Below are 19,356 nucleotides of genomic sequence, written 5' to 3' on the forward strand. Positions count from 1 at the left end.
GCGCATGCGGACGCCGCGGCTGCGACGACGGCTCGATGTTCCCAACGTTGCGCTGCGCGCTTGTCGGTCGACCGGCGGCACCGGCAACGCCGGCGCCGCCAGCGGCGAGCGCCTGCGATCACTCCTTCTTGTACAGCTGCAGCACCTCGGAATTGATGCGGGCGATTTCGGCAAACGAGGTCTCGACATCCTGCGGGATGCGCGGAACAGGCGGATTCAGCCGATCGACGTGCGCGCCCTTGTCCACGAGCCACAGGCCGCCGTGCTGGAAGGCCGCGAGCACGCCGAGACTGGTGGTATCGACGTGGTCTCCCGAGAGCAATTGCATCAGGTTTGGATGCGGGTTCCCCACGGTTGCCTCCATGCCGCCGAAAACCTGGCTGATCGGCACGCAGCCGGACGCCATCTGCTCGACGATCGGCCGCCAGTTCTCGTCGGTCTGCACTTGCAACGCCAGTTCATGACGGAGTCGCGCTCGCGCCCCTGGCGGCACCGAGGTCCCAGTGCTGTCCGACCAGTTGCCGGAACCGAGCTCCCAGTAAGCAGAAAACCGGTTGGCGCCGCCGCCCTGCGGGATCAGCAACGCCTGCAGGTCGTCAAGTTGCTGGTCGACCCGCAACGTTTGCTCCGCACGCGTGGCGTTATCGTCGAACGAGCCGAGGTAAGTCAGCGCCGTAGGTGATTTGGCCCAGCTCCCCGGGTTCCTCGCCGCGTAAATCAGCAGGCCGCACGCCGCAGCACGCAACTCCGGATCCCCGAAGTCCTTCTCCCCGATCGCGTAGAGATCGATTGCGCGATCGATGTCGAACAGGATCTTGTCGAGGACGATCTGCGCCCTGACCACGTCGTCGCTGCACATGCAGCGCGTCAGGCAGTCGATCGTGGACGCGAACTGGCCGCGCCGGTTGACCAGCTCGATCAGGCGGTTGTCGGCCCCGGACAACTGGGTCGAGCCGTAGAGACCGTACAGCAGCACCGTCGGCCGCGAAATGCGCAGCAGGCGGAATCCGCCGGAATGGTTGAAGCCGTCGATGAACAGCTGCAGCGCCTCCTGGAACGCGGCGAGGGCCGGCGACTGCGGACTCACCGCATGCAGCGTGATCTGCACGAAGCGCTCGAAGCGGTTGAGCGGCGCCCAGGCGGTCGCGCCGACGCGCCGCATGCCGCTCGTCGAGCCGCCGCCGGCCGCCTGCACGAGGTCGTCCATCGCCCGCGCCAGTTCGACCTCCGACAGCAGCGACCGGAGTTCGAACTGACCGCGATTCTCGAGCATGCTGTACAGCTGCCGATAGGCATCGAGGCCGCGCGGCCACGTGCTCTGGTTGAGCGACTGCTGCGCGCCGCCGGACAGGTTGCGCAACGCCACCAGCACCGCGTCGCGACGCGCCTGCAACTCGGAGAACGGCACCTGCAGCAGATAGCGTCCGCCCGCGAAGCCGTTGTTGGCCAGCGCTTCGCCCATCAGCACCAGCAGCACCGCGCAGACTTCGTCCAGGCTCTGCGCGAGATTGCGGTAGTCCTCGTTGAGCTCCGGCGTCAGCGCGCCGATCAGCCGCGCGAGGCGCCCGTACTCGCCGAGCTGGCGGCGCATCGCGAACGCCCGGTCGCGGCTGTACGCGTCGAGTCCCTGCAGCGCCGAGTTGACGCCGTCGTCGACCAGATCGTTGATCGCCTGCTGCCAGCCTTCCAGCTCGGGGCGCACGTCCTTCGCGAGATTGCTGCTCAACAGCTCGGCAAGATCCTGGTTGAGGTCGCTCCTGGCCTGGTCGAGATCGAGACCGGTCGCGGTCGGCGCGGCCGGCGCGCCGACCGGCAGCGACGGCGTATTCAGGAACGGCAGCCCGTCGGCCTCGCCGCTGATCGCCCGCGCGCGCGGGTCGCCCTGGTAACGGTCCAGCAGCGCCCGGGCGACCTGCGCCGGGTCGGCGGGATCGCCCACTTTCAATTCGCGCCGGATGAGATTGTCGAAAGCGATGCGCTGCGCGCCCGCCGTCGCCGGCGCGCTCGTCCCGTCGGACTGCGGCCAGCCGGTGTAGGCAAGATTGGCGGGGATGGACATGGCGGTACCTCGCTGGAAAAGGCTTGGCTAGTGTGGATGCTTCGTCGGCTTCCCGGCATTCAGGCGGCCAGCCGCAGCCGCGGCGGCGCGGCCGGCTGCGGCGGCAGATGGGCGGTGAGCATCGCGATCACGCATTGCGCCAGCCGCTGCGGCGCGATGCCGCCGCCCTCCAGCGCGTAATGCGCGGCGCTGACGAGATGCCGCGGCGCCAGCTCCGGGTCGCGCCCGGCGGCGAGCCGGCGGGCGCCGTCGCGGATGGCCGCCTCGTCGTCCGGGCGAAACGGAATGATGTCGACGAGCGCGCGCTGCGCCAGGTTGCGGCGCGTCTGGAACGCGATCTCGTCCACCACCTCGGGAATCAGTCGCGGCGCGCTCGCCATCAGCGGCGCCGGAATGCGATGGCCGGTGTTCGCGCGATAGAGGCCCTGCCATACGCGCAGCAGCTTGGTCGCGTCGGCGCCGAAGCCGAGGCGGCGCAGCATTTCCGCGAGCAGATAGACGCGCAGATAGGCCGTCGGATGCGCGCCGCCCGGCCGATAGGTCATGGTCCGCGGTTGCGGATGCGCGAGGAAGTCGGCCATGCCCCACGCCGCGGCCGGCCCGCCGAGCAGGATCGCCGCCAGGTCCGCGAAGATCTCCTTGTGCCAGCGGCCATAAATGCCGGCCAGGAACGGACTGTGCGCGCTGCCCATGATGCGCTTCAGCACGGCCTGGCGGTTTTCCTGCCAGATGCCGAGATCGGCCTGCAGGTTATGCGCGACTTCGTGCAGGAACACCGATTGCCAAGGCTGGTCCCGGTCCCACGGGATGCGAATGAGCGGGAACGGATTTTGCTCGCCGAGCAGACGCGACAACTGCACGCCGCGCCGCATCGTCGCGGGCGAGTAGCCGTGCTCCATGTAGCAGACCGGTTTCAGCAGCGGGCCGTCGAAGATGCGCGGCGCCGCCTGGCGGATCGCCTGGTAGCAATCCTCGGCGATCGCGTCATGGGCCGCCAGCGCGGGACCGTAGCTGGTCCCGCGCTGCGCGAAGACCTCGTAGAACATGCCGAACAGGCGCCGGGCCCGGTCGAGCTCGCGCTCGACCAGCGCGATGTCGATCAGCACCCGCTGCGGCGCGCGCCGGTCCCAGTCCCGCAGGCCGGCAAAGCGTGCGCGGATCCGCCGCTCGACCCGCGCAAGGCGTGCGTTCGCCGCTTCGAAATGACGGGCCGACGGCGCGTAGCGCATGTCCTGCGGGCGCAGGCCGACGAACGCGTTGTCGATCCGTGCCAGCCGCGACAGGCGGGCAGACAGCCCGCTGATCTTCGCTTGCAGGAAGCGGTGCAGGTTCATGGCCGGCTCCGTGTGCGTCGATGGCGGGGCGTCAACGCGCGCCGGTGATGGTGATCGTCACCGGGCCGCGCAGGCGCAAGTGCCGCACGCCGCAGTGCGGGCACCCGCCGCCGGCCGCGCCGGGCACGTACCGCCCGCCGGTGGCGGCCACGCGGCGCGCCATGGGCGCGATCGTTCGCGCGATCGTCCTGGCGCCCTGGCCGCGCGGCGTCGCGCGGCGCGCGGCCGGCACCAGCGGGCGCGCCAGCCGGCGTATCGCCTGCGGCCGGCGTGCGACCTGCTGCGCGACCCGCCGCACGATCTGCGCGGCCGCGCGCGGCGCGACGCGCTGACGCTGCGCGATGCGCCGCGTCGCGCGCACCGCGCGGGCGACCGCGCGGGCGGCCGGCGGCCCTTGCCGTCGCGTTGCCGTGCGAACCGCCCGGGCGACGCTGCGAATCGCCGCGCGCCTGACCTGCGGCGCGGCGCGCGCGATGGCCGGCAGCGCCCGGCGCACCACCATGCCGGCCAGCACCGGCGCTGCCGCGTCGATCCCGTCCTCGTCGAGGCCGTCGATCATCTCGTCGAACACTTCGAACTCGTCGGCGCCGTCGGCCAGCAGGCGGCCGGCGACGTTGGCGATGCGGCCGATCATCTGCGCCTGCGGAATCGGAATCATGCTGGCGAGCGGTCCGATCACGCGCGCCGCGCTGCCGATGCCGCGCCCGACGCTGCGCGCGACGCGCGCCAGCCGGCGAAAGAATTCGTCGCCGTCGGCCGCGTCGAGCGCGTCGGCGACGAGTTCGTCCATCGCGTCGAGCTCGTCGGCGCCATCCCATTCGCCGGCCGCGTCGAACTCGTCGCCTTCGTCCGCTTCGTCCGCGAACTCGAATCCGTCGCCTTCGTCGTATTCGTCGAAACCGGCGCCGCCGCCCGCGAGACCAGCGACGACATTGCCGATCCCGCCCAATACCCGGCTGAGGAATTCGTCATCGCCCTCGTCGCCATAGTCGCCCTCGTCGAAACCGTCTTCGTCGAACTCGTCATAGGCATGCGCCGAAGCGCGGGCCGGACCTTCTGCGGCTTCGTACATCAGGTCGTCCATTGCATCCGTTTCGAATCGGTCCATGGTGTGCTCCTTTCAGCGCCAAGCGTCAGTGAGAGGTGATCGTCAGCGTGACCGGGCCGTCGATATGGAAACTTCGGCTCCGGCCGATGCGCTCGCTCCGCAACCCGTGTCCCGTGTCCGCGGGACACACGAGCGGGCGCGGGGCGCCCCGCTGGACCGCGCTGCGGATCAGGCGCGGATTCTGTGCGAGCTGCCGGGCGGCGCGCGGCAGCTCGCGACGGACGAGCCGCACGGCTTGCTGCGGCGTCGGCAGCTGGCGTTGCGCCGCCGCGCCCGCGGAGTGCGTCAGGCGCGGCAACGCGCGCATTGCATGCGGCCAGCGCGACCTCGCCAGTTCGCGCGCCGCGGCCGCGACGCCTCGCACCAGCGCGCGGCGCGCAGCGGCCGACAGTTGTGCGGCGTTTCGAAAGCCCAGCCCGCGCACAGCGGCGCGAGCCGCCAGGCCGATCATCGCGGGTAAGGCTTCGTCGACGCCGTCGTCGACGTAGAGGTCGGCCAGCGCATCGAAGGCTTCGTCCGCGCCTGCGCTCCGGCTCAACAACTGGCTGATCTGCCCGAACAGGCCCTGAACCCCGCCCGCCGCCTGGCCGAGCGAGCCGGCCGCACGCCGGGTCTGACGCGCGGCGCGACCGACACGTCGCGCGACTTGCCCGGCATGGCCGAGCATGTCAGCCGCGGCTGGCGCCCCTGCGACGCGCGCCAGCCTCGCCAGCGCAACGGCCGCCGGCGAAACGGCGTCCGCGACGCTGCCGATCCGGCCCGCGACGTCGTCCGTGCGCCGGGCGAGCGCGCCGACCTGCCCTGCGACGCCTGCCGCCCTGCCCAGCCCGCGGCCGACCACGCCGGCCGCACGCCCGATGCCGCCCAGCAATCGTCCGATGAATTCATCGTCGTCCGCCGCGTCTAGTCCGTCGGCCAGCTCTTCTTCGAATGCGCTCCAAAGCGCCATGTCGTCGACGCCATCCACGTCGTCAGCCAGGTCCTCGCCCGCATCGCTCTCTTGCGCATCAACGGCGAAATCGCCGCTTTCGTCGAACGATTCGTCGCCGAATGACGCGTCGGCGCTCTGCTCGTCGAAACGCTCGAAGGCATCCGTCTCGTCGGTCGTGTCGGCTTCGTCCGCCACGTCGCCATCGAAGGGCTCATCCATTGCATTGCTCCGCGATCGATTCGGGACAGCAGGAAATCCGGCGTGCAGTGCAACCGGCGCATGGTCGACCGACACGTTGACCCCACTCTAGTGGAGCGCCTGCGTACGCGAATCGCCCGTTGCGGTCGATTCGATCGCATTCGTCTCGTTGCGCTGACTCGCGCGGACAAGCGTATTAAGGCGACGCCGAAGAAGTACGTACGAACGCTCGCCATTCACCGGCTTGACCCATTTGGGGTAGCGCGTTTGTGGCGCGATGCCGGCCTTGAATTTCATCTGACCTTGTGCCACAACGGAGAGGTCGCAGCCGCGGCGAACAAGTGCATCGCAACAGCGAAAACCGTCGCGCGTTCGAGGCTCCATCGACGGAAGGCCGAACGGGTCGCGCGCGACCGACCACGGATCGTTTCCGCTTGCCCGTTGCTCAGGACCGCGAATTCCGGAGACTGCGCCGCGCCTGTCGCGAGGACGCGCCGACTCGGCAGATCGGGTGACGAATGCAGTGCTTCACGGGTTGCGCAGAGTCATGCGGCGGCGGGCCCGGCAAACAACGTGGGGGAGCCATTCCGTGCCGGTATCTCAACCCGATGACGAGCGGTTGCCCGACGCGAGCAGGCTCTGGATCGACCGGCCGACAGCCGGGGCGCAACGGCCGTTCGCCGGCCGGGAGATCGGCGAAGTCGAACTCGCGGGACGCAAGTGCCGTGTGCTGCTCGCCGACGGCGCCGGGCCAGTCGATTGCGATATCGACGAGACGAACGGCACGCGCTCGGCCGGTGCGGAAGGTGAAATCGTCCGCTTCGAATTCGAGGGGCACCGCTACGTGCTGGTGGCCGAAGCACGCCGCCGCCGGGATGCCGCGCCGCCCGGCGACAATCCGTCAGGCATCGACATCGGCCGGCTGTTGAGCAGCCGTGAAATGCAGGTGGTTCAGTTGGTCTGCATGGGTTTCCTGACCAAACAGATTGCCGATCGCCTGCATATCAGCGAGTTCACCGTGCGCTCTTATCTGAAAACGATCTACGCGAAGCTGGGGGTGCGGTCACGCGCCGCATTGGTGTTTCGCTTCATGAAGACGTTCAATGCGGACGCGCCGTTCAGGGAGTGAAAATGAAAAAAACCGCGAGGCGTCGGCTGTCGCGGGTTTTTTGCATGTTCCGGGGCGGGGCGGAACTGTATGTGGTGCGTGAGGCCGGGCTCCCCCTCACCCGTCCGGAGGCAATCATGCGAGGTTATGCGTAGAAGATGCGTAGATTGCAAAAAAATTGCTGCTGTCGACTCCAAGTAACTTTGACATGCCGTGCATGATTCCCGTGACAGGAATCGAACCGGCCAATCACTTATGACGCAGCAGTACCTGCGTCTTATCTGATAAGGTCCGGCGCATAAACCTACGCCCAGACCTACGCCACACCTTTCAACGACGGGCCGTTACCGACCCGAAGGAGACGTTTGAACTTGCCTAAAGCGGTCATTTATTACGAGCTAAAATGCCGTATCGCGTCTGCTTCGAGAGTCAGATGAATAAAGGGCTTGTGCTTCTATTGATACTGAGCGTGTTGCTAATGATACTCGGGCTCAGCCAATTCCACTGGCAAGGCGTGAATTTTTGCAACGGCAAAGGCGGTGCATTCATCTGCGGTCATAGCCGGTGACTTCACGTCTGCCTTTGTCTCCTGAGGGAGTCGCATGACTGAAAGTGGCCGACCTGTGCCTGACGCGGTCGGCTCTGATCGACCCGGAGCTGACGATCGAAGAAGCGTGACGTCTTCGGCGGCTTTCAGGGTGTAGCGGTCATCGCAGCGGAATCCGGATTTGCAAGGATCAGCAAATTCAGTTCGTGTTGACGAGCTTTGGAAAAATAACGTAGCCTCGTCCCCTTCCTTTTCTTTTGCTCTTGCGATGATTACTTGCTACGTACGGTACGTTGTGGACGCCACGAAACTGGACGAATTCGAAACATACGGAAAGATGTGGATTCCCCTCGTCCAGAAATTCGGTGGTCAACATCACGGCTACTTCTTGCCAAGCGAGGGTGCGAACAACATCGCCTTGGCACTGTTTTCATTTGCCAGTCTGGCTGCGTACGAAGAATATCGGAGCCGATCCAAATCCGATCCGGACTGCATCGCGGCGTTCAAATACGCTGATGAAACTCGATGCGTCATCAGCTATGAGCGCAGCTTCTTCCGTCCAGTGCTCAGCTAAACGTCGGCTAACATCAGCACATAAGTCGCCCAAGCGACCGAGCTATCGTCACGGTCAATGACCGGAACTGGCCGGCAGCCGCCGGTCGTCATCTCCGGCAGCGGACCGAAACAAACTTCGCGCTTGCCCGTCAGGGCGACTGGTAAACTCGGACAGCCAAAGCACCTTTAGGTCCAATACTGTTCAGATAGAAATTTCGCTGCGATAATTCGATTTCATCTCCACTACGGACGGAATCGATGGCACGAACACGCAAGGCGCTGCCGGCTCGGGTTGATGTAGCGCACCTGATCAGCGCCGGGGTGTTGGCCGCGGCATGCCCGCGCCCGCTGATTGAAGCAATACTCGCCGAGACCGGCAAAGCCAGCCAGCGCGAGCGGCGGCTGCCCGCGCCTGCGGTGGTGTACTACGTGATGGCGCTGGCGCTGTGGCGCGAGGCTCCGCTGGAAGAGGTGCTGCGCGTGGTGTGCGAGGGGCTGCAATGGCTGGGTGGCGCAGATCAGACCGAGGCAGTGCAGGTCAGTAAATCCGCGATCTCGCAGGCGCGCACCCGCTTGGGGCCCGATGTGATGCGCCACCTGGCGCAGCGCGTGCTGCGCCCGCTGGCGCCAGCGGGCGCGCCAGGAGCGTGGTATCGGCAGCGGCGTGTGATGGCGTTGGACGGGAGCTGTCTGGACGTGGCCGACGAGCGCGCCAACGCCAAGTTCTTCGGCTACCCCACGGCCACGCGCGGACAAAGCGCTTTCCCGCAAGCGCGCTTGCTTGGCCTGGTCGAGTGCGGTACGCACGCCATCGTGGCGGCCGACATCGCGCCATATGCGCGCAGCGAGAAGGCGATGGCCGCCGAAGCGCTGCCCGGCTGGCTGCAGCCGGACATGCTGGTATTGGCCGACCGGGGCTTTTACAGCTTCAAGCTGTGGTGCCTGGCCGCCAACAGCGGCGCGGCGCTCGTTTGGCGCGTGAGCTCCACCCTCAAGCTATCGACCCAGCAAGTGCTGGCCGACGGCTCATACCTGAGTACGGTCTACGACAGCGCCGACCGCACCCGGCGCCACGGCCGCACGGTGCGCGTCATCGAATACGCGCTGCAGAATTCGGCCACCGCCACCGAAGCCAGCTACCGATTGATCACCACCCTGCTCGACGCCGAGCAGGCGCCGGCCTTGGAGCTGGCGGCGCTGTACCACGAGCACTGGGAAATCGAGGGCGTGTTCGACGAATTCAAGACGCACCTGCGCGGCGCCAGCACTGTGCTGCGCAGCAAGACCCCCGATCTGGTGCAGCAGGAACTGTGGGGGCTGTTGCTGGCGCACTTCGCCATCCGCCAGCTCATGGCGCAAGCGGCCTGGCGGCAAGCGCTCGATCCGGATCGCCTGAGCTTCATGCACGCCGTGCGCGTGATCAAGCGAAAACTGCCGCAAGCCGCGGCCGTTCCCCCCTGAGCGCCTGGAAAAATGGCGCGACGCGCTGCTGGCCGAAATCAGCCGCGGCCGCTGTGTGAGCAGCCGCGGGCGCTGTAACCCGCGCGGGGTCAAGCGCAAAATGAGCAACTTCCGCATCCGCCGTCGCGGCCAAGCACTGCACCGCAAACAGCAGCCCACTCCGCTTATTATCTGAACAGTATTGCCTTTAGGTCTGAGAACAACGCAAGAAAGGACGCTTGGCAGCGTCCCCATGCTCCGCTCGACTTTGGTCACCGAGTTTGTCTTGACGCGAGCAACTCTCGCTCCAGTGCCGACCATATCGACTTGAAGAACAGCCGGCACATGCCCCGCCACACACAACCGGTAGCGCGATAGTAGGCCGAAGACTGCTGCTGTGCGAGCCAGCCACTGATATCCCGCAGTACTTGGTCCCCATCAAATCCGGTCCACACTGCGGGTGCCGGCGACAATCCGTTACCGCCCAATACGGGGCCACCTCGTCGAAGTAGGTTCGCTTCAACTCCGCATCCGTCATGTTCGGACAATGCTGAACCAGTGAGTTTGCGATGCCCCTATAGTCCACCTCGTTATCGACGAACAAGTCCGACATCGTGAGCCAGCAATTCTGTCGCTCGATTGTGCCTATCGAATCTGCCATTTCATGAACTCTCGCAACTCTTCCTGATACAGCTCATTTCCCTTCTCCGCCAAGTGTGCACCTGCAAGGCTACCAGCGGCAATCAACACGAACGCACAAATCGGTGCACCGGGACCGCAAACCATCGACACAGCTGCGCCCGTGAGTGCGCCGCCAAGCAATGAGCCACCAACAATCGAGCCCTGCCGGTTGATCTCCTGAACCTTGTCATCCGATTGAGGTTCCCTCGGTCTTTCGCCTTCCAGCGGCCCGGGTTATGCAGCCGTATCCTTTGTCCGCTGAGCCGCAAGCCAGTCCTGCATAAACTGAGTTGGCGACATGAAGCCAAGCGATGAATGACGACGACTGCGGTTATAAAACACTTCAATGTATTCGAACAGGTCCGCCACGGCTTCGCGATGCGTGCGATACCTCGTGCGATGTACCCGCTCGTTCTTCAGGCTGTTGAAGAAGCTTTCCGTTGGCGCGTTATCCCAGCAACTGCCCTTGCGGCTCATCGAGCAGCGCATGCCGTACGAATTCAGCCTGCGCTGGAACTCGTGACTGCCGGCTCACTATCGAAGGTGATCAACGGCTTTCGGTCTGCCGGCCTGTCTCAGCGTGCGATGGTCGACGAGATGAACAAACTCGGCATCAAGACAGCGCGTGGTGGTGAGTGGTCGCTGATGCAATTGCAGCGGGTGATGGCTCGGCTGTGACCGAGCGGCCGATGCGTGTTTTCGGGGCGCCGACGGGGGCCGATTCGGCCACTTTCCGGTTCCATTTCATCCGCTCCCGTCTTCTCGCCTGAGCCTTTTCTTGCGCGTGCGCGCGCGCGAGACTTTCCGGCGCGAAGGATTCGATCAAGCCCCCGGAATTGCTGAGATAAGGCAAACGGCCATGAAAAATGACGGGATCAACGAGAAGAAAGCGCCAGCCAACGTTCCGCTAGCCAGCGATTCGATCCAAAGCCAGAAGCAGATTAAGAATCCGGCTATCCAACCGATTGAATGCAGTAGTTGCATAGCTGATAAGGAACGGGAAATCGACCAACGCGCACTATCTTCCCGACCAAGTTCCACCGGATGCGGTTACTCGCATCAATCAGAACATCGTCGATGCAAGCGAGGTGATCCCTTTGGCGAAATCTCCTAGCTCTCGCAACAGCATCTTCGATGTACCGCAGGAAAAGAGATCGAAGAAATCTAGATCGAAGCGGCCTGCACGTGTTCGCAGGTTAGATCCCAAGCACCCCACAGCGCCGGAAGCGCCTCGCGTCTTCACGTGCGCCATCGCAAATGATGGTCGCCTTGTACTGATGCGTGGCGGCCACATAGAGCTGTCGTTATCCGAGGTCGAAGCCGCGACGCTACAGAGCTACTTGGTGAAGCGGGCTGCTGCGAGCTTCCTCGCTAGCATGGCATAGTGCGCAGCCGGCGCCGCTCCGCCGGCACGAACGCAACATAGCCAGTGTTCCAGGAACTGCCGACACCGAGGGTACTGCTCGAAGAAGCGCTCGTCGACGAACGCTGAGTACAGGGTCAGCGACGAGACATTCGCCTCCCGCTTCTTCAGATGCTCAGCGTACCTTCGGGGAACATCGCATTCAACCGGTCCTGGTCAGCGACATATCTGTCCGCCTCGCCGATCTTCAGCGCAGTCCGATACGCAAGGGTCGACCAGAGAACGAGCGCGCCGTGTGCGAGATCACGCAGCTTCCGTTGCGCGTTCTGATCAGCAGCTACGGCATACCGTGCAAGCAATGCGCTGATGACTTGCTCAGTCTGGACCGTGAGTTCGTCGTAGCTCAGGCCCTCGTCGATAGACATTTGATGCTCTCCAAGAATCACTTCCCCCTGAGCATCTCACCCGTGGGATGTAGCCGCAACATTGCGCGCACCGCGTCGACGACCGCGGATGTGAAAAGCCCCGCTCGGGGCGGGGCTTCGTCTATAACGAGTGATTCAGTCCGGGAGGAATACGACGGGACTCACATTGAACCGCCGAGCCAATTGTGTTATCTGCCGCACATTCAGCTCTCGCTTGCCGTTCAGGACTTCCGAGACTACGCCTTGGCTGCCAATTTCCGGGAGGTCTGCCTGGCGGACGTCGTTTTCCAGCATGAGGTACTTGAGCACATCGGCGGGGGCCGCATTCGGCAATTGATGATGCGCCTGGTCATACTCGCCAATGAAGTCGCCCAAGGTATCCGCGAGTGGCGCGAGGCGATGCCCTTCGTCAGCCGCGCCAGCATCGAGCAGAGCATTTAAGGCGCGCACAGCAAAGTCATACTCGAGATCTGAATTGATTGGATGAAGCGGCACCTTCTGGGAGATGGCCTCGAAATGCGCGGCCAGTTCCTCGATGTCATTCCGCGTAAAGCTCAAGGCTTCCATTTGCTGTACTCCTTGTGCGTGAATACATGACGCACATATAACTTCTGCACATTGAAGTGCACTGCGGCAATGATCCGGAACTTATTACCGCCGATATCGAACACGTAGAACGCTCCAACCTTATCTGTCGCATTGAAAGCTTTCTTCAGGTCAGCAAAGCTACCGAACGTTCCAGCCTCAATCGTCTTCCTCCATATCTGGAGCGGCACACCAGCGTCCGGATGCTTGGTGGCGAAGTCGGTCAATGCTTTGTTGGAGATGACTCGCATGAACCGACAATATCTCAGATTGAGATTGCAACCAAGTGTTGTTACACATTAGACAGCCTGGCTTCGCTCCGAGTCATTCCTTTGTTGGAGGTAGTCCCCCACCATTGCATCATCTTCCGGCGCTCCGGCAGGTACTCGGCGTGGTTGTACGCTGCTCGGACGCCGTCGCGCTCGCTATGCGCCAACTGCCGCTCGATCCAGTCCCGGTTGAAGTTGTGCTCGTTCAGGATCGTCGACGCCAGGCCGCGGAAACCGTGCCCGGTCATGCGTGAATGGTAGCCCATCCGGTACAGCGCATACAGGATCGTGTTCTCGCTCATCGGCTTCTTGGGGCTGGACCGGCTCGGGAATAAGTACTGGCTGTTGCCGTTCACCTCCCGAAGCTTGGCGACCACTTCGAGCGCCTGCTTCGACAGCGGCACGATGTGCGGCGCCCGCATCTTCATCTTCTCGGCCGGGATACGCCACTCCTTCTTTTTCTCGTCGATCTCGCCCCACTCGGCAAACCGCAGCTCGCTCGTCCGAACGAATGTCAGCGCCATGAACTGCAGCGCCAGCCGGGTTTGGTAGTCGCCGTCGTACGCGTCGATCTTCTGCATCAGTTCGGGAAGTTCGGCCTCGCTCACGCGCTTCATGTGAACGACGGTGCGCGTCTTCAGAGCACCGCGTAGATCTGGCGCCGGGTCGCGCTCTGCCCGGCCAGTCGCAATCGCGTATCGGAAGATCTGGCTGCACGCCTGGATCGCCTTGTGCGAGAGTTCGATCGCATCGCGCGCCTCGATCTTCCGGATCACTTCCAGGAGCTCAGGTGCCGAAATCTCGTCGATCGGCCGAGCGCCCAGCGATGGAAAGATCTCGCGCTCGAGCAGCTTCATGATCCGGACGCCATGTCGCTCGGACCATGCCTCCTTCCGCTTGTCGTGCCATTCCCGGGCAACCGGTTCGAACGAATTCACCCGGCTGAGACTTCGCTGCAGCTTGGCCAGTTTCTTTTCGTGTGACGGATCGAGCCCACCGCGCAACTGCTCCTTGATCTCGTCACGTGCCTTGCGGGCAGCCAGCAGGGTCACCGCCGGATAGCCCCCAAGGGCCATCCGCTTCTCTTTACCGTCGATGCGATACTTCAGACGCCAGTATTTGGAGCCGTTCGGCATGACCTCGAGGTACATGCCCTGGCCGTCGGCCAGCTTGTAGGCCTTGTCGCGGGGCTTTGCCGCCCGGACGGCGACATCGGTAAGGGGCATTTTGGCATGGGGGCATTTCGATGCCCCTGATCAGGAAGAATTGCCCCCAACGATGTCCCTGATTTTGTGGGCGCCAATTGAAAATGATTGGCAACGCTGGTAGCAAAAAGCCCCGCAAGTCCTTGACTAACGGGGCTTTCTAGCCAACGAGGGGAAACGCTTGGGAGCAAATGTGGTGCGTGAGGCCGGACTCGAACCGGCACACCCTTGCGGGCGTCAGGACCTAAACCTGGTGCGTCTACCAATTTCGCCACTCACGCGTGTCTCTATCACCTGCCAGCGCATTGCGCACCGGCCCCGGGCCGTCGTGCCGACATGCAAAACCGGCACGCCCGATCAGGCGAGCGCGAGATTCTACCCGATCCGTGCGGCGTTGTCTGCATCGACCGGCGAGGTTCACGCGCCGGTGCTAGAATGCCGCGCTTGATGCTTCCGGCGGTGCGCAACCGCACATCCCCCGATACCGCCCCCGACCCGAATCCGCCCGTGAACTTCGACGACTACTGTCAGCAAAAGGCCGCCCCTGCGGGCTCCAGCGTCTACTACGCGCTGCGTCAGGCGCCGCTCGCCACGCAACCGCGCCTGACCGCGCTGTTCGCGCTGCGCCGCGAACTCGAGGAAACCGTCAAGGAAACCAGCGACCCGACCGTCGGACACACGAAGCTCGCGTGGTGGCACAAGGAACTCGCGGCGCTGGCCGACGGACAGCCGTCGCATCCGGTCACGAAGGCGCTCGCGCAGCATCACCCCGCGATCGCCGCCGAAGCCGACGCGTTGCGCACGCTCGTCAACGGCTACGGGATGGATCTCGAACAGGCGCGCTACCTCGATTTCGCGAATCTGCAGCGCTACATCGCGCAGGTCGGCGGCACCTTCGCGTCGCTGGTCGCGCGGGCGAGCGCCGCGCGTCCGGCCGACCCGCAGCCGTGGGCCGCGGATGCCGGCCGCGCGCTGATGCTCGCGCAGTTCGTGCAGGAACTCGGCAACGACGCGCGCCACGGCCGCATCTACCTGCCGATCGACGAACTGCAGCGCTACAACGTGACGGCGGCCGACCTGCTGAACCGTCGCTACAGCCCGGCGTTCACCGAGCTGCTGCAGTTCCAGACGGCACGGGCACGCGAAGCGCTTGCGGCCGCAGATGCGGCGATCCCCGCATCGGAGCGCCGCGCACAGCGCACGCTGCGCGCGCAGATCGCACTGGCCGGCGCGCTGCTCGACGAAATCGAGCGCGACGGCTACCAGGTGCTGCACCAGCGCATTGCACTGACACCGATCCGCAAGCTGTGGATCGCGTGGCGCGCCGCGCGCCGCCGTTGACGTTCCGCTACGCCTTCAACAACGGCAGCGTGTCGAAGCGCTGCTGCAGCACGCGCGTCGCATCGAGCCCCCACCACGGCCCGAGCACGGTCGCATAAAGCTGCCGGAAATCGACCGCGACCGGCAGGTTGCCGTTGCCGTCGAGCCGCCCGAGCGCCGGCGGGGCGCCGTACAGGCCGCCGGCCACGCGCCCGCCCATCACGAAATGCGGCGCGGCCGTGCCGTGGTCGGTGCCGTTGCTCTGGTTCTCCCGCACGCGCCGCCCGAATTCCGCATACGTCATCACGAGCGTCTGGTTCCAGCGCCCGAGTTCGAGCAATGCGCCGCGCATCGCGCTCATCCCTTCCGCGAACTGCTTGAGCAGCGCGGCCTGCTGCCCCGGCTGGTTCTGGTGCGTGTCGAAGCCGTTGAGCGTCAGGCGCAGCACCGCGATACCGTCCTGCGCGCCGGGCCCGGACGCTTCGCACGCGGCCAGCACCTGCATCGCGGTCTTCACCGACGTGCCGAACGCGCCGGCCGGAAAGGCCGTCCGGAATTCGCGCATCCCGCCGCGCGGGCGCAGCCGGTCGGCGGCCTTCACGATGTCGTTCTCGACGTCGACGATGTGTGCGAGCGCGGGGTTCTGCTCGCGTAGCGACGAGGGCTCGGCGAGGCGGGCCGCACGGATGAACTGCGCGGGATTGACGAGCGCGATCGCGCGCGCGCCGTTCGCGAGCGGCCCCATCTCGGCGCTGCCGAGCACGACGCCGTCCGCCGCGAACCCGGGCGGCACCGGCGCCTGCGCGAACGTGCGCGTGAGCCAGCCCTCGTGCAGGTACTGGTCGGAGCGTGACGCGGTATCCCAGATCTCGATCGAGCGGAAATGCGACAGGTTCGGCTGCGGATAGCCGACGCCCTGCACGATCGCGACCTGCCCGTCGCGCCACAGCGGCATCAGCGGCGCGAGCGACGGATGCAGCCCCGTGTGTGCGTCGAGTTGCAGCACCTGCTCGCGCTTGATGCCGATGCTGCGCCGGAACTGGTAATACAGCGGATCGGCATACGGCACCACCGTGTTGAGGCCATCGTTGCCGCCCTTCAGCTCGACGAGGACCAGCACGTTCGCATAGCCCGCGCGCGCCTTCGTCGCGGCAAGCGGAGCCGCCAGCGCGCCGGGCTGCCAGAGCGACACGCCCGCCGTCGCGGCAGCGCCGGTGAGCGCGAGGAAATCGCGTCGGTTCATCGTGAATCCTTTGCCGGGCGCCGCGCATGCGTGCCGCGCCGGCGACTCGTCGTCATTTCAGTTGATAGGCCGGATCCATCAGCAGCGCCTTGAGATACGCGCTGCCGGTCGAATCCGTGTCGATCGCCGCGACCGGCGAAAGCTGCAGCACCGCGTGCTGCAACTGAAGCTCGGTCGACAAGCCCGCGATCGCCTGCGGCCGCGCGCGATATTGCGCGAGCCAGCGTTCGAGGTCGAAACGCAGGCCGCCGCGCGCGGGCATCGCACGTGGGTTGCCGCCGGCCATCGCGGCCACCCCGCCGGGACTTGCCCCGGCCTTCGCCGCCATCGCGCCGGCGCTTCCACCGAGCGTCGCGGGACGCATGCCGGCCGTCTCGGTCGCGCGGAACAGTTGCTCGACGAACTGCTTGCGCGCGAGCAGCGTGGTGCTGTTGATCCACAGCGCGCCGCCCGGCCAGCCCTTCACGTTCGGCGGATAGAACAGGTTCTGCCCGAGCGTGCGCACGGTGTTCGCGAGCATCTGCGGATCGCCGTACGCAACGTCGAACAGCCGCACCGAGCCGACGACGAATTCCGCCGGCGACTTGACGAGCACGCCGCGATTGCGCGGATCCCAGAAGGCGTCGGTCGACCACAGCGCGGCGAGCGCCGCGCGAATGTCGTAGCCGCTCGCGCGAAACCGCTCGGCGACCACCTCCAGTTCGCCTGCGTCCGGCGTATCCGACACGAACTCGCGCCACAGCTTGCCGGCGATGAAGCGCGCGGTGCCGGGCCGCTTCAGCAGGATGTCGAGAAAGCCGTCGCCGTCGAACGGCCCCGTTTCGCCGAGGATCGTCTTGTCCCCGGCGTCGTGCCACTCGGTCCGCACGGCAAAGCGCAGCGTGTCGGGATCGACCGTCCAGCCCGTCATCGCGCGCGCGGCTTCGGTCACGTCGGACTGCGTGTAATGCCCTTCGCCGAGCGTGAACAGCTCCATCACCTCGCGTGCGAAGTTCTCGTTCGGGCGGCCCTTGCGATTGCTCGCGCCATCGAGATACTGAAGCATCGCCGGATCCTTCGCGACCGCGTGCAGCAGCACGCCGAAGTTGCCGAGCGCCTCGCGGCGAAACAGCGCGTTCTGCGCGGCCATCGTCTGCGGGTAAGGCACCTTGTCCTGCCCCGACGTGAAGTGCCCGTGCCAGAACAGCGTCATGCGCTCGGTCAGCGGCGACGGCGTGACGATCATCTCGTTGACCCAGGCCGCGCGCAATGCGTCGTAGCGCTGGTTGCGCATGCGCTGCTCGTCGCGCCGCATGTCGGGGGTCAGCGCCTGGCGTTGCGCGCGCGTCGGCGGCAACTCGGCGATCCAGTCCGGCCACGTCGTGACGGGCTCGCGCCGCACACTGCCGAGCGCGTCGGCCACGACCTGCGCGCGCGTCATGCCGACGATGCGCGCGACGTCGGCGGGCGCCGGCGTAAAGCCGGTGCGACTCAGGAAGAACTGCGCATCATCCGCCTCGAGGGGCGTTTGCATCGCAGGCGGCAGCGCCTGCGCAGCGGCGTTCGCTCGACTCATCGTGAAGGACTCCCGAAACGCGCAATGCGCGCATGTGCCGGTTAAACGGCATCCGGTGAGCGAAAGTTGACTGCAAAATTGCTACGGAATTTTTCCGGCGACGGGCTTCCGGCGGCGGGCGGAAACAGCGCGAAACAGCGCGATTCAGCGCTTGTACAGCTCGCGAACGGCGTCCTCGATGTGCTGGCGCAAAAGGTGGCGCTCCTCGGGCGTCATGTGCCCGTCGCGGCGGCGCTGTTCGAGATCGGGAGGCACGGCGGAACGGGCAACGGCATCGGCGCGGTCGGCCTGCTGCGCCGCCTTGCCGCGCGGCAGCTTGCGCGACGATGCCCCCTGCTCGGGGCGCTGCGCATACGCGAAGTTCGACGCATACGGACCGGCGAGCGCGATCGTCAGCATCAGTGCAATCCGGGCAGATCGCATGACCGTCCTCGCTTCTTTGGTCGATTTGTTCCCTTCGTCACGCGGCAACCGGTTACCTCTGGTACTTGAAAAACCCTGCGGAATTCGGGTGTGCAAAGATGAATGATGGAGTGCAGGGGAGTATCTACCGAATTTCGGCTTCGAGTAAAGGAATCTCTATAGCCTGCCTTTACTCGGCGCGACACTACGGGTAAATTTTGTAACCGACTGTAACGCGCGAAAATACGCGGCCGTGCGTCAATTCCCATTCGCGATAAGATGCCGATCATGGAAACGAAAAACCCCTCCAAGATTCTCGTCGTCGACGACGACCCGCGCCTGCGCGACCTGCTGCGCCGCTATCTCGGCGAGCAGGGTTTCAATGTCTACGTCGCCGAAAACGCGACCGCAATGAACAAGCTCTGGGTCCGCGAGCGTTTCGACCTGCTCGTGCTCGACCTGATGCTCCCGGGCGAAGACGGCCTGTCGATCTGTCGCCGCCTGCGCGGCAGCAACGACCGCACGCCGATCATCATGCTCACCGCGAAGGGCGAGGACGTCGATCGCATCGTCGGCCTCGAGATGGGCGCCGACGATTACCTGCCGAAGCCGTTCAACCCGCGCGAGCTCGTCGCGCGCATTCATGCGGTGCTGCGCCGCCAGGCGCCGGCCGAGCTGCCGGGCGCACCGTCGGAAACCACCGAGGTGTTCGAGTTCGGCGAGTTCTCGCTGAACCTCGCGACCCGCACACTGACGAAATCCGGCCAGGAAATTCCACTGACGACCGGCGAATTCTCGGTGCTGAAGGTATTCGCGCGCCATCCGCGCCAGCCGCTGTCGCGCGAGAAGCTGATGGAGCTCGCGCGCGGCCGCGAATACGAAGTGTTCGACCGCAGCCTCGACGTGCAGATCTCGCGCCTGCGCAAGCTGATCGAACCGGATCCGGGCAGCCCGCGTTTCATCCAGACCGTCTGGGGCCTCGGCTACGTGTTCATCCCGGACGGCGCCGCCTGATCTTTTTCCTTTCC

The 19,356-nt window shown here is 65.3% G+C and carries 17 protein-coding genes, 1 tRNA gene and 2 pseudogenes; 5 read left to right on the plus strand and 15 right to left on the minus strand.

Annotation, left to right across the window (positions count from 1 at the left end; genetic code table 11):
- Nucleotides 1-118: 118 nt before the first annotated feature.
- The 5 genes from WT26_RS13330 to WT26_RS13350 are packed head-to-tail and all read right to left on the minus strand — an operon-like array spanning nt 119 to nt 5,927.
- On the minus strand, nt 119-2,059 hold the full coding sequence (locus WT26_RS13330; protein ID WP_069270253.1) for a hypothetical protein: 1,941 nt from the start codon (nt 2,057-2,059) through the stop codon (nt 119-121).
- Between the two features lie 59 nt (nt 2,060-2,118).
- Nucleotides 2,119-3,393, minus strand: coding sequence for a hypothetical protein (locus WT26_RS13335; protein ID WP_059527710.1), 1,275 nt, complete (start codon nt 3,391-3,393; stop codon nt 2,119-2,121).
- Nucleotides 3,394-3,424: 31 nt separating this feature from the next.
- Nucleotides 3,425-4,501: a hypothetical protein gene (locus WT26_RS13340; RefSeq protein ID WP_069270254.1), complete on the minus strand. Its 1,077-nt coding sequence runs from the start codon at nt 4,499-4,501 to the stop codon at nt 3,425-3,427.
- 25 nt (nt 4,502-4,526) lie between these two features.
- Nucleotides 4,527-5,726: a hypothetical protein gene (locus WT26_RS13345; RefSeq protein ID WP_155123108.1), complete on the minus strand. Its 1,200-nt coding sequence runs from the start codon at nt 5,724-5,726 to the stop codon at nt 4,527-4,529.
- 12 nt (nt 5,727-5,738) lie between these two features.
- Nucleotides 5,739-5,927 (minus strand): hypothetical protein, encoded by a 189-nt coding sequence (locus tag WT26_RS13350; RefSeq protein ID WP_059820998.1) that lies wholly within the window; start codon nt 5,925-5,927, stop codon nt 5,739-5,741.
- Between the two features lie 292 nt (nt 5,928-6,219).
- Between WT26_RS13350 and WT26_RS13355 the strand changes: the two genes are divergently transcribed.
- From WT26_RS13355 to WT26_RS13365, 3 genes are all read left to right on the plus strand, one after another.
- The gene (locus tag WT26_RS13355; protein ID WP_230461565.1) at nt 6,220-6,759 is read left to right on the plus strand and encodes a helix-turn-helix transcriptional regulator; all 540 of its coding nucleotides are present in this window, start codon (nt 6,220-6,222) and stop codon (nt 6,757-6,759) included.
- 794 nt (nt 6,760-7,553) lie between these two features.
- Nucleotides 7,554-7,859 carry an NIPSNAP family protein gene (locus WT26_RS13360; RefSeq protein WP_069270256.1) on the plus strand — a complete coding sequence of 102 codons (306 nt, stop codon included), beginning with the start codon at nt 7,554-7,556 and terminating at the stop codon, nt 7,857-7,859.
- Between the two features lie 239 nt (nt 7,860-8,098).
- A complete protein-coding gene (locus WT26_RS13365; RefSeq protein ID WP_069270257.1) occupies nt 8,099-9,301 on the plus strand; it encodes an IS4 family transposase in 1,203 nt (400 codons plus the stop codon).
- 251 nt (nt 9,302-9,552) lie between these two features.
- Here WT26_RS13365 and WT26_RS39055 read toward each other — a convergent pair.
- The 7 genes and pseudogenes from WT26_RS39055 to WT26_RS13390 form a co-directional block, all read right to left on the minus strand.
- Nucleotides 9,553-9,941 (minus strand): annotated as a pseudogene (locus tag WT26_RS39055) (DUF7079 family protein).
- A gap of 254 nt (nt 9,942-10,195) precedes the next feature.
- Nucleotides 10,196-10,486, minus strand: a pseudogene (locus tag WT26_RS35665) (IS3 family transposase); the annotation flags it as partial.
- 1,005 nt (nt 10,487-11,491) lie between these two features.
- A complete protein-coding gene (locus WT26_RS13370; protein ID WP_059648058.1) occupies nt 11,492-11,749 on the minus strand; it encodes a hypothetical protein in 258 nt (85 codons plus the stop codon).
- Nucleotides 11,750-11,884: 135 nt separating this feature from the next.
- Nucleotides 11,885-12,316 (minus strand): helix-turn-helix domain-containing protein, encoded by a 432-nt coding sequence (locus tag WT26_RS13375; protein WP_069273083.1) that lies wholly within the window; start codon nt 12,314-12,316, stop codon nt 11,885-11,887.
- Nucleotides 12,304-12,585, minus strand: coding sequence for a type II toxin-antitoxin system HigB family toxin (locus WT26_RS13380; RefSeq protein ID WP_059648060.1), 282 nt, complete (start codon nt 12,583-12,585; stop codon nt 12,304-12,306). The genes WT26_RS13375 and WT26_RS13380 overlap by 13 nt, the downstream gene beginning before the upstream one ends.
- A 41-nt stretch (nt 12,586-12,626) precedes the next feature.
- Nucleotides 12,627-13,829, minus strand: a complete 1,203-nt coding sequence (locus tag WT26_RS13385; protein ID WP_069270258.1) for a tyrosine-type recombinase/integrase — start codon at nt 13,827-13,829, stop codon at nt 12,627-12,629.
- 173 nt (nt 13,830-14,002) lie between these two features.
- Nucleotides 14,003-14,089: transfer RNA gene (locus WT26_RS13390), tRNA-Leu, on the minus strand.
- A 226-nt stretch (nt 14,090-14,315) separates the two neighbouring features.
- Between WT26_RS13390 and hpnD the strand changes: the two genes are divergently transcribed.
- On the plus strand, nt 14,316-15,149 hold the full coding sequence (hpnD, locus tag WT26_RS13395) for a presqualene diphosphate synthase HpnD (RefSeq protein WP_069273759.1): 834 nt from the start codon (nt 14,316-14,318) through the stop codon (nt 15,147-15,149).
- Nucleotides 15,150-15,156: 7 nt separating this feature from the next.
- Here the strand turns inward: hpnD and WT26_RS13400 are convergent, their stop codons facing one another.
- The 3 genes from WT26_RS13400 to WT26_RS13410 form a co-directional block, all read right to left on the minus strand.
- Complete coding sequence (locus WT26_RS13400; protein ID WP_069273084.1) at nt 15,157-16,371, minus strand: DUF1501 domain-containing protein; 1,215 nt, start codon at nt 16,369-16,371, stop codon at nt 15,157-15,159.
- Between the two features lie 52 nt (nt 16,372-16,423).
- Nucleotides 16,424-17,926: a DUF1800 domain-containing protein gene (locus tag WT26_RS13405; RefSeq protein WP_069273085.1), complete on the minus strand. Its 1,503-nt coding sequence runs from the start codon at nt 17,924-17,926 to the stop codon at nt 16,424-16,426.
- A 144-nt stretch (nt 17,927-18,070) separates the two neighbouring features.
- Nucleotides 18,071-18,349 (minus strand): hypothetical protein, encoded by a 279-nt coding sequence (locus tag WT26_RS13410; RefSeq protein ID WP_069273086.1) that lies wholly within the window; start codon nt 18,347-18,349, stop codon nt 18,071-18,073.
- Nucleotides 18,350-18,607: 258 nt separating this feature from the next.
- On the opposite strand from WT26_RS13410, the gene ompR reads away from it, so the two are divergent.
- The gene (gene ompR, locus WT26_RS13415) at nt 18,608-19,342 is read left to right on the plus strand and encodes a two-component system response regulator OmpR (protein ID WP_006478565.1); all 735 of its coding nucleotides are present in this window, start codon (nt 18,608-18,610) and stop codon (nt 19,340-19,342) included.
- Nucleotides 19,343-19,356: the final 14 nt, after the last annotated feature.

Origin of the sequence: Burkholderia cepacia, assembly GCF_001718835.1 — a bacterium.
Taxonomy (GTDB): Bacteria; Pseudomonadota; Gammaproteobacteria; order Burkholderiales; family Burkholderiaceae; genus Burkholderia; species Burkholderia cepacia_F.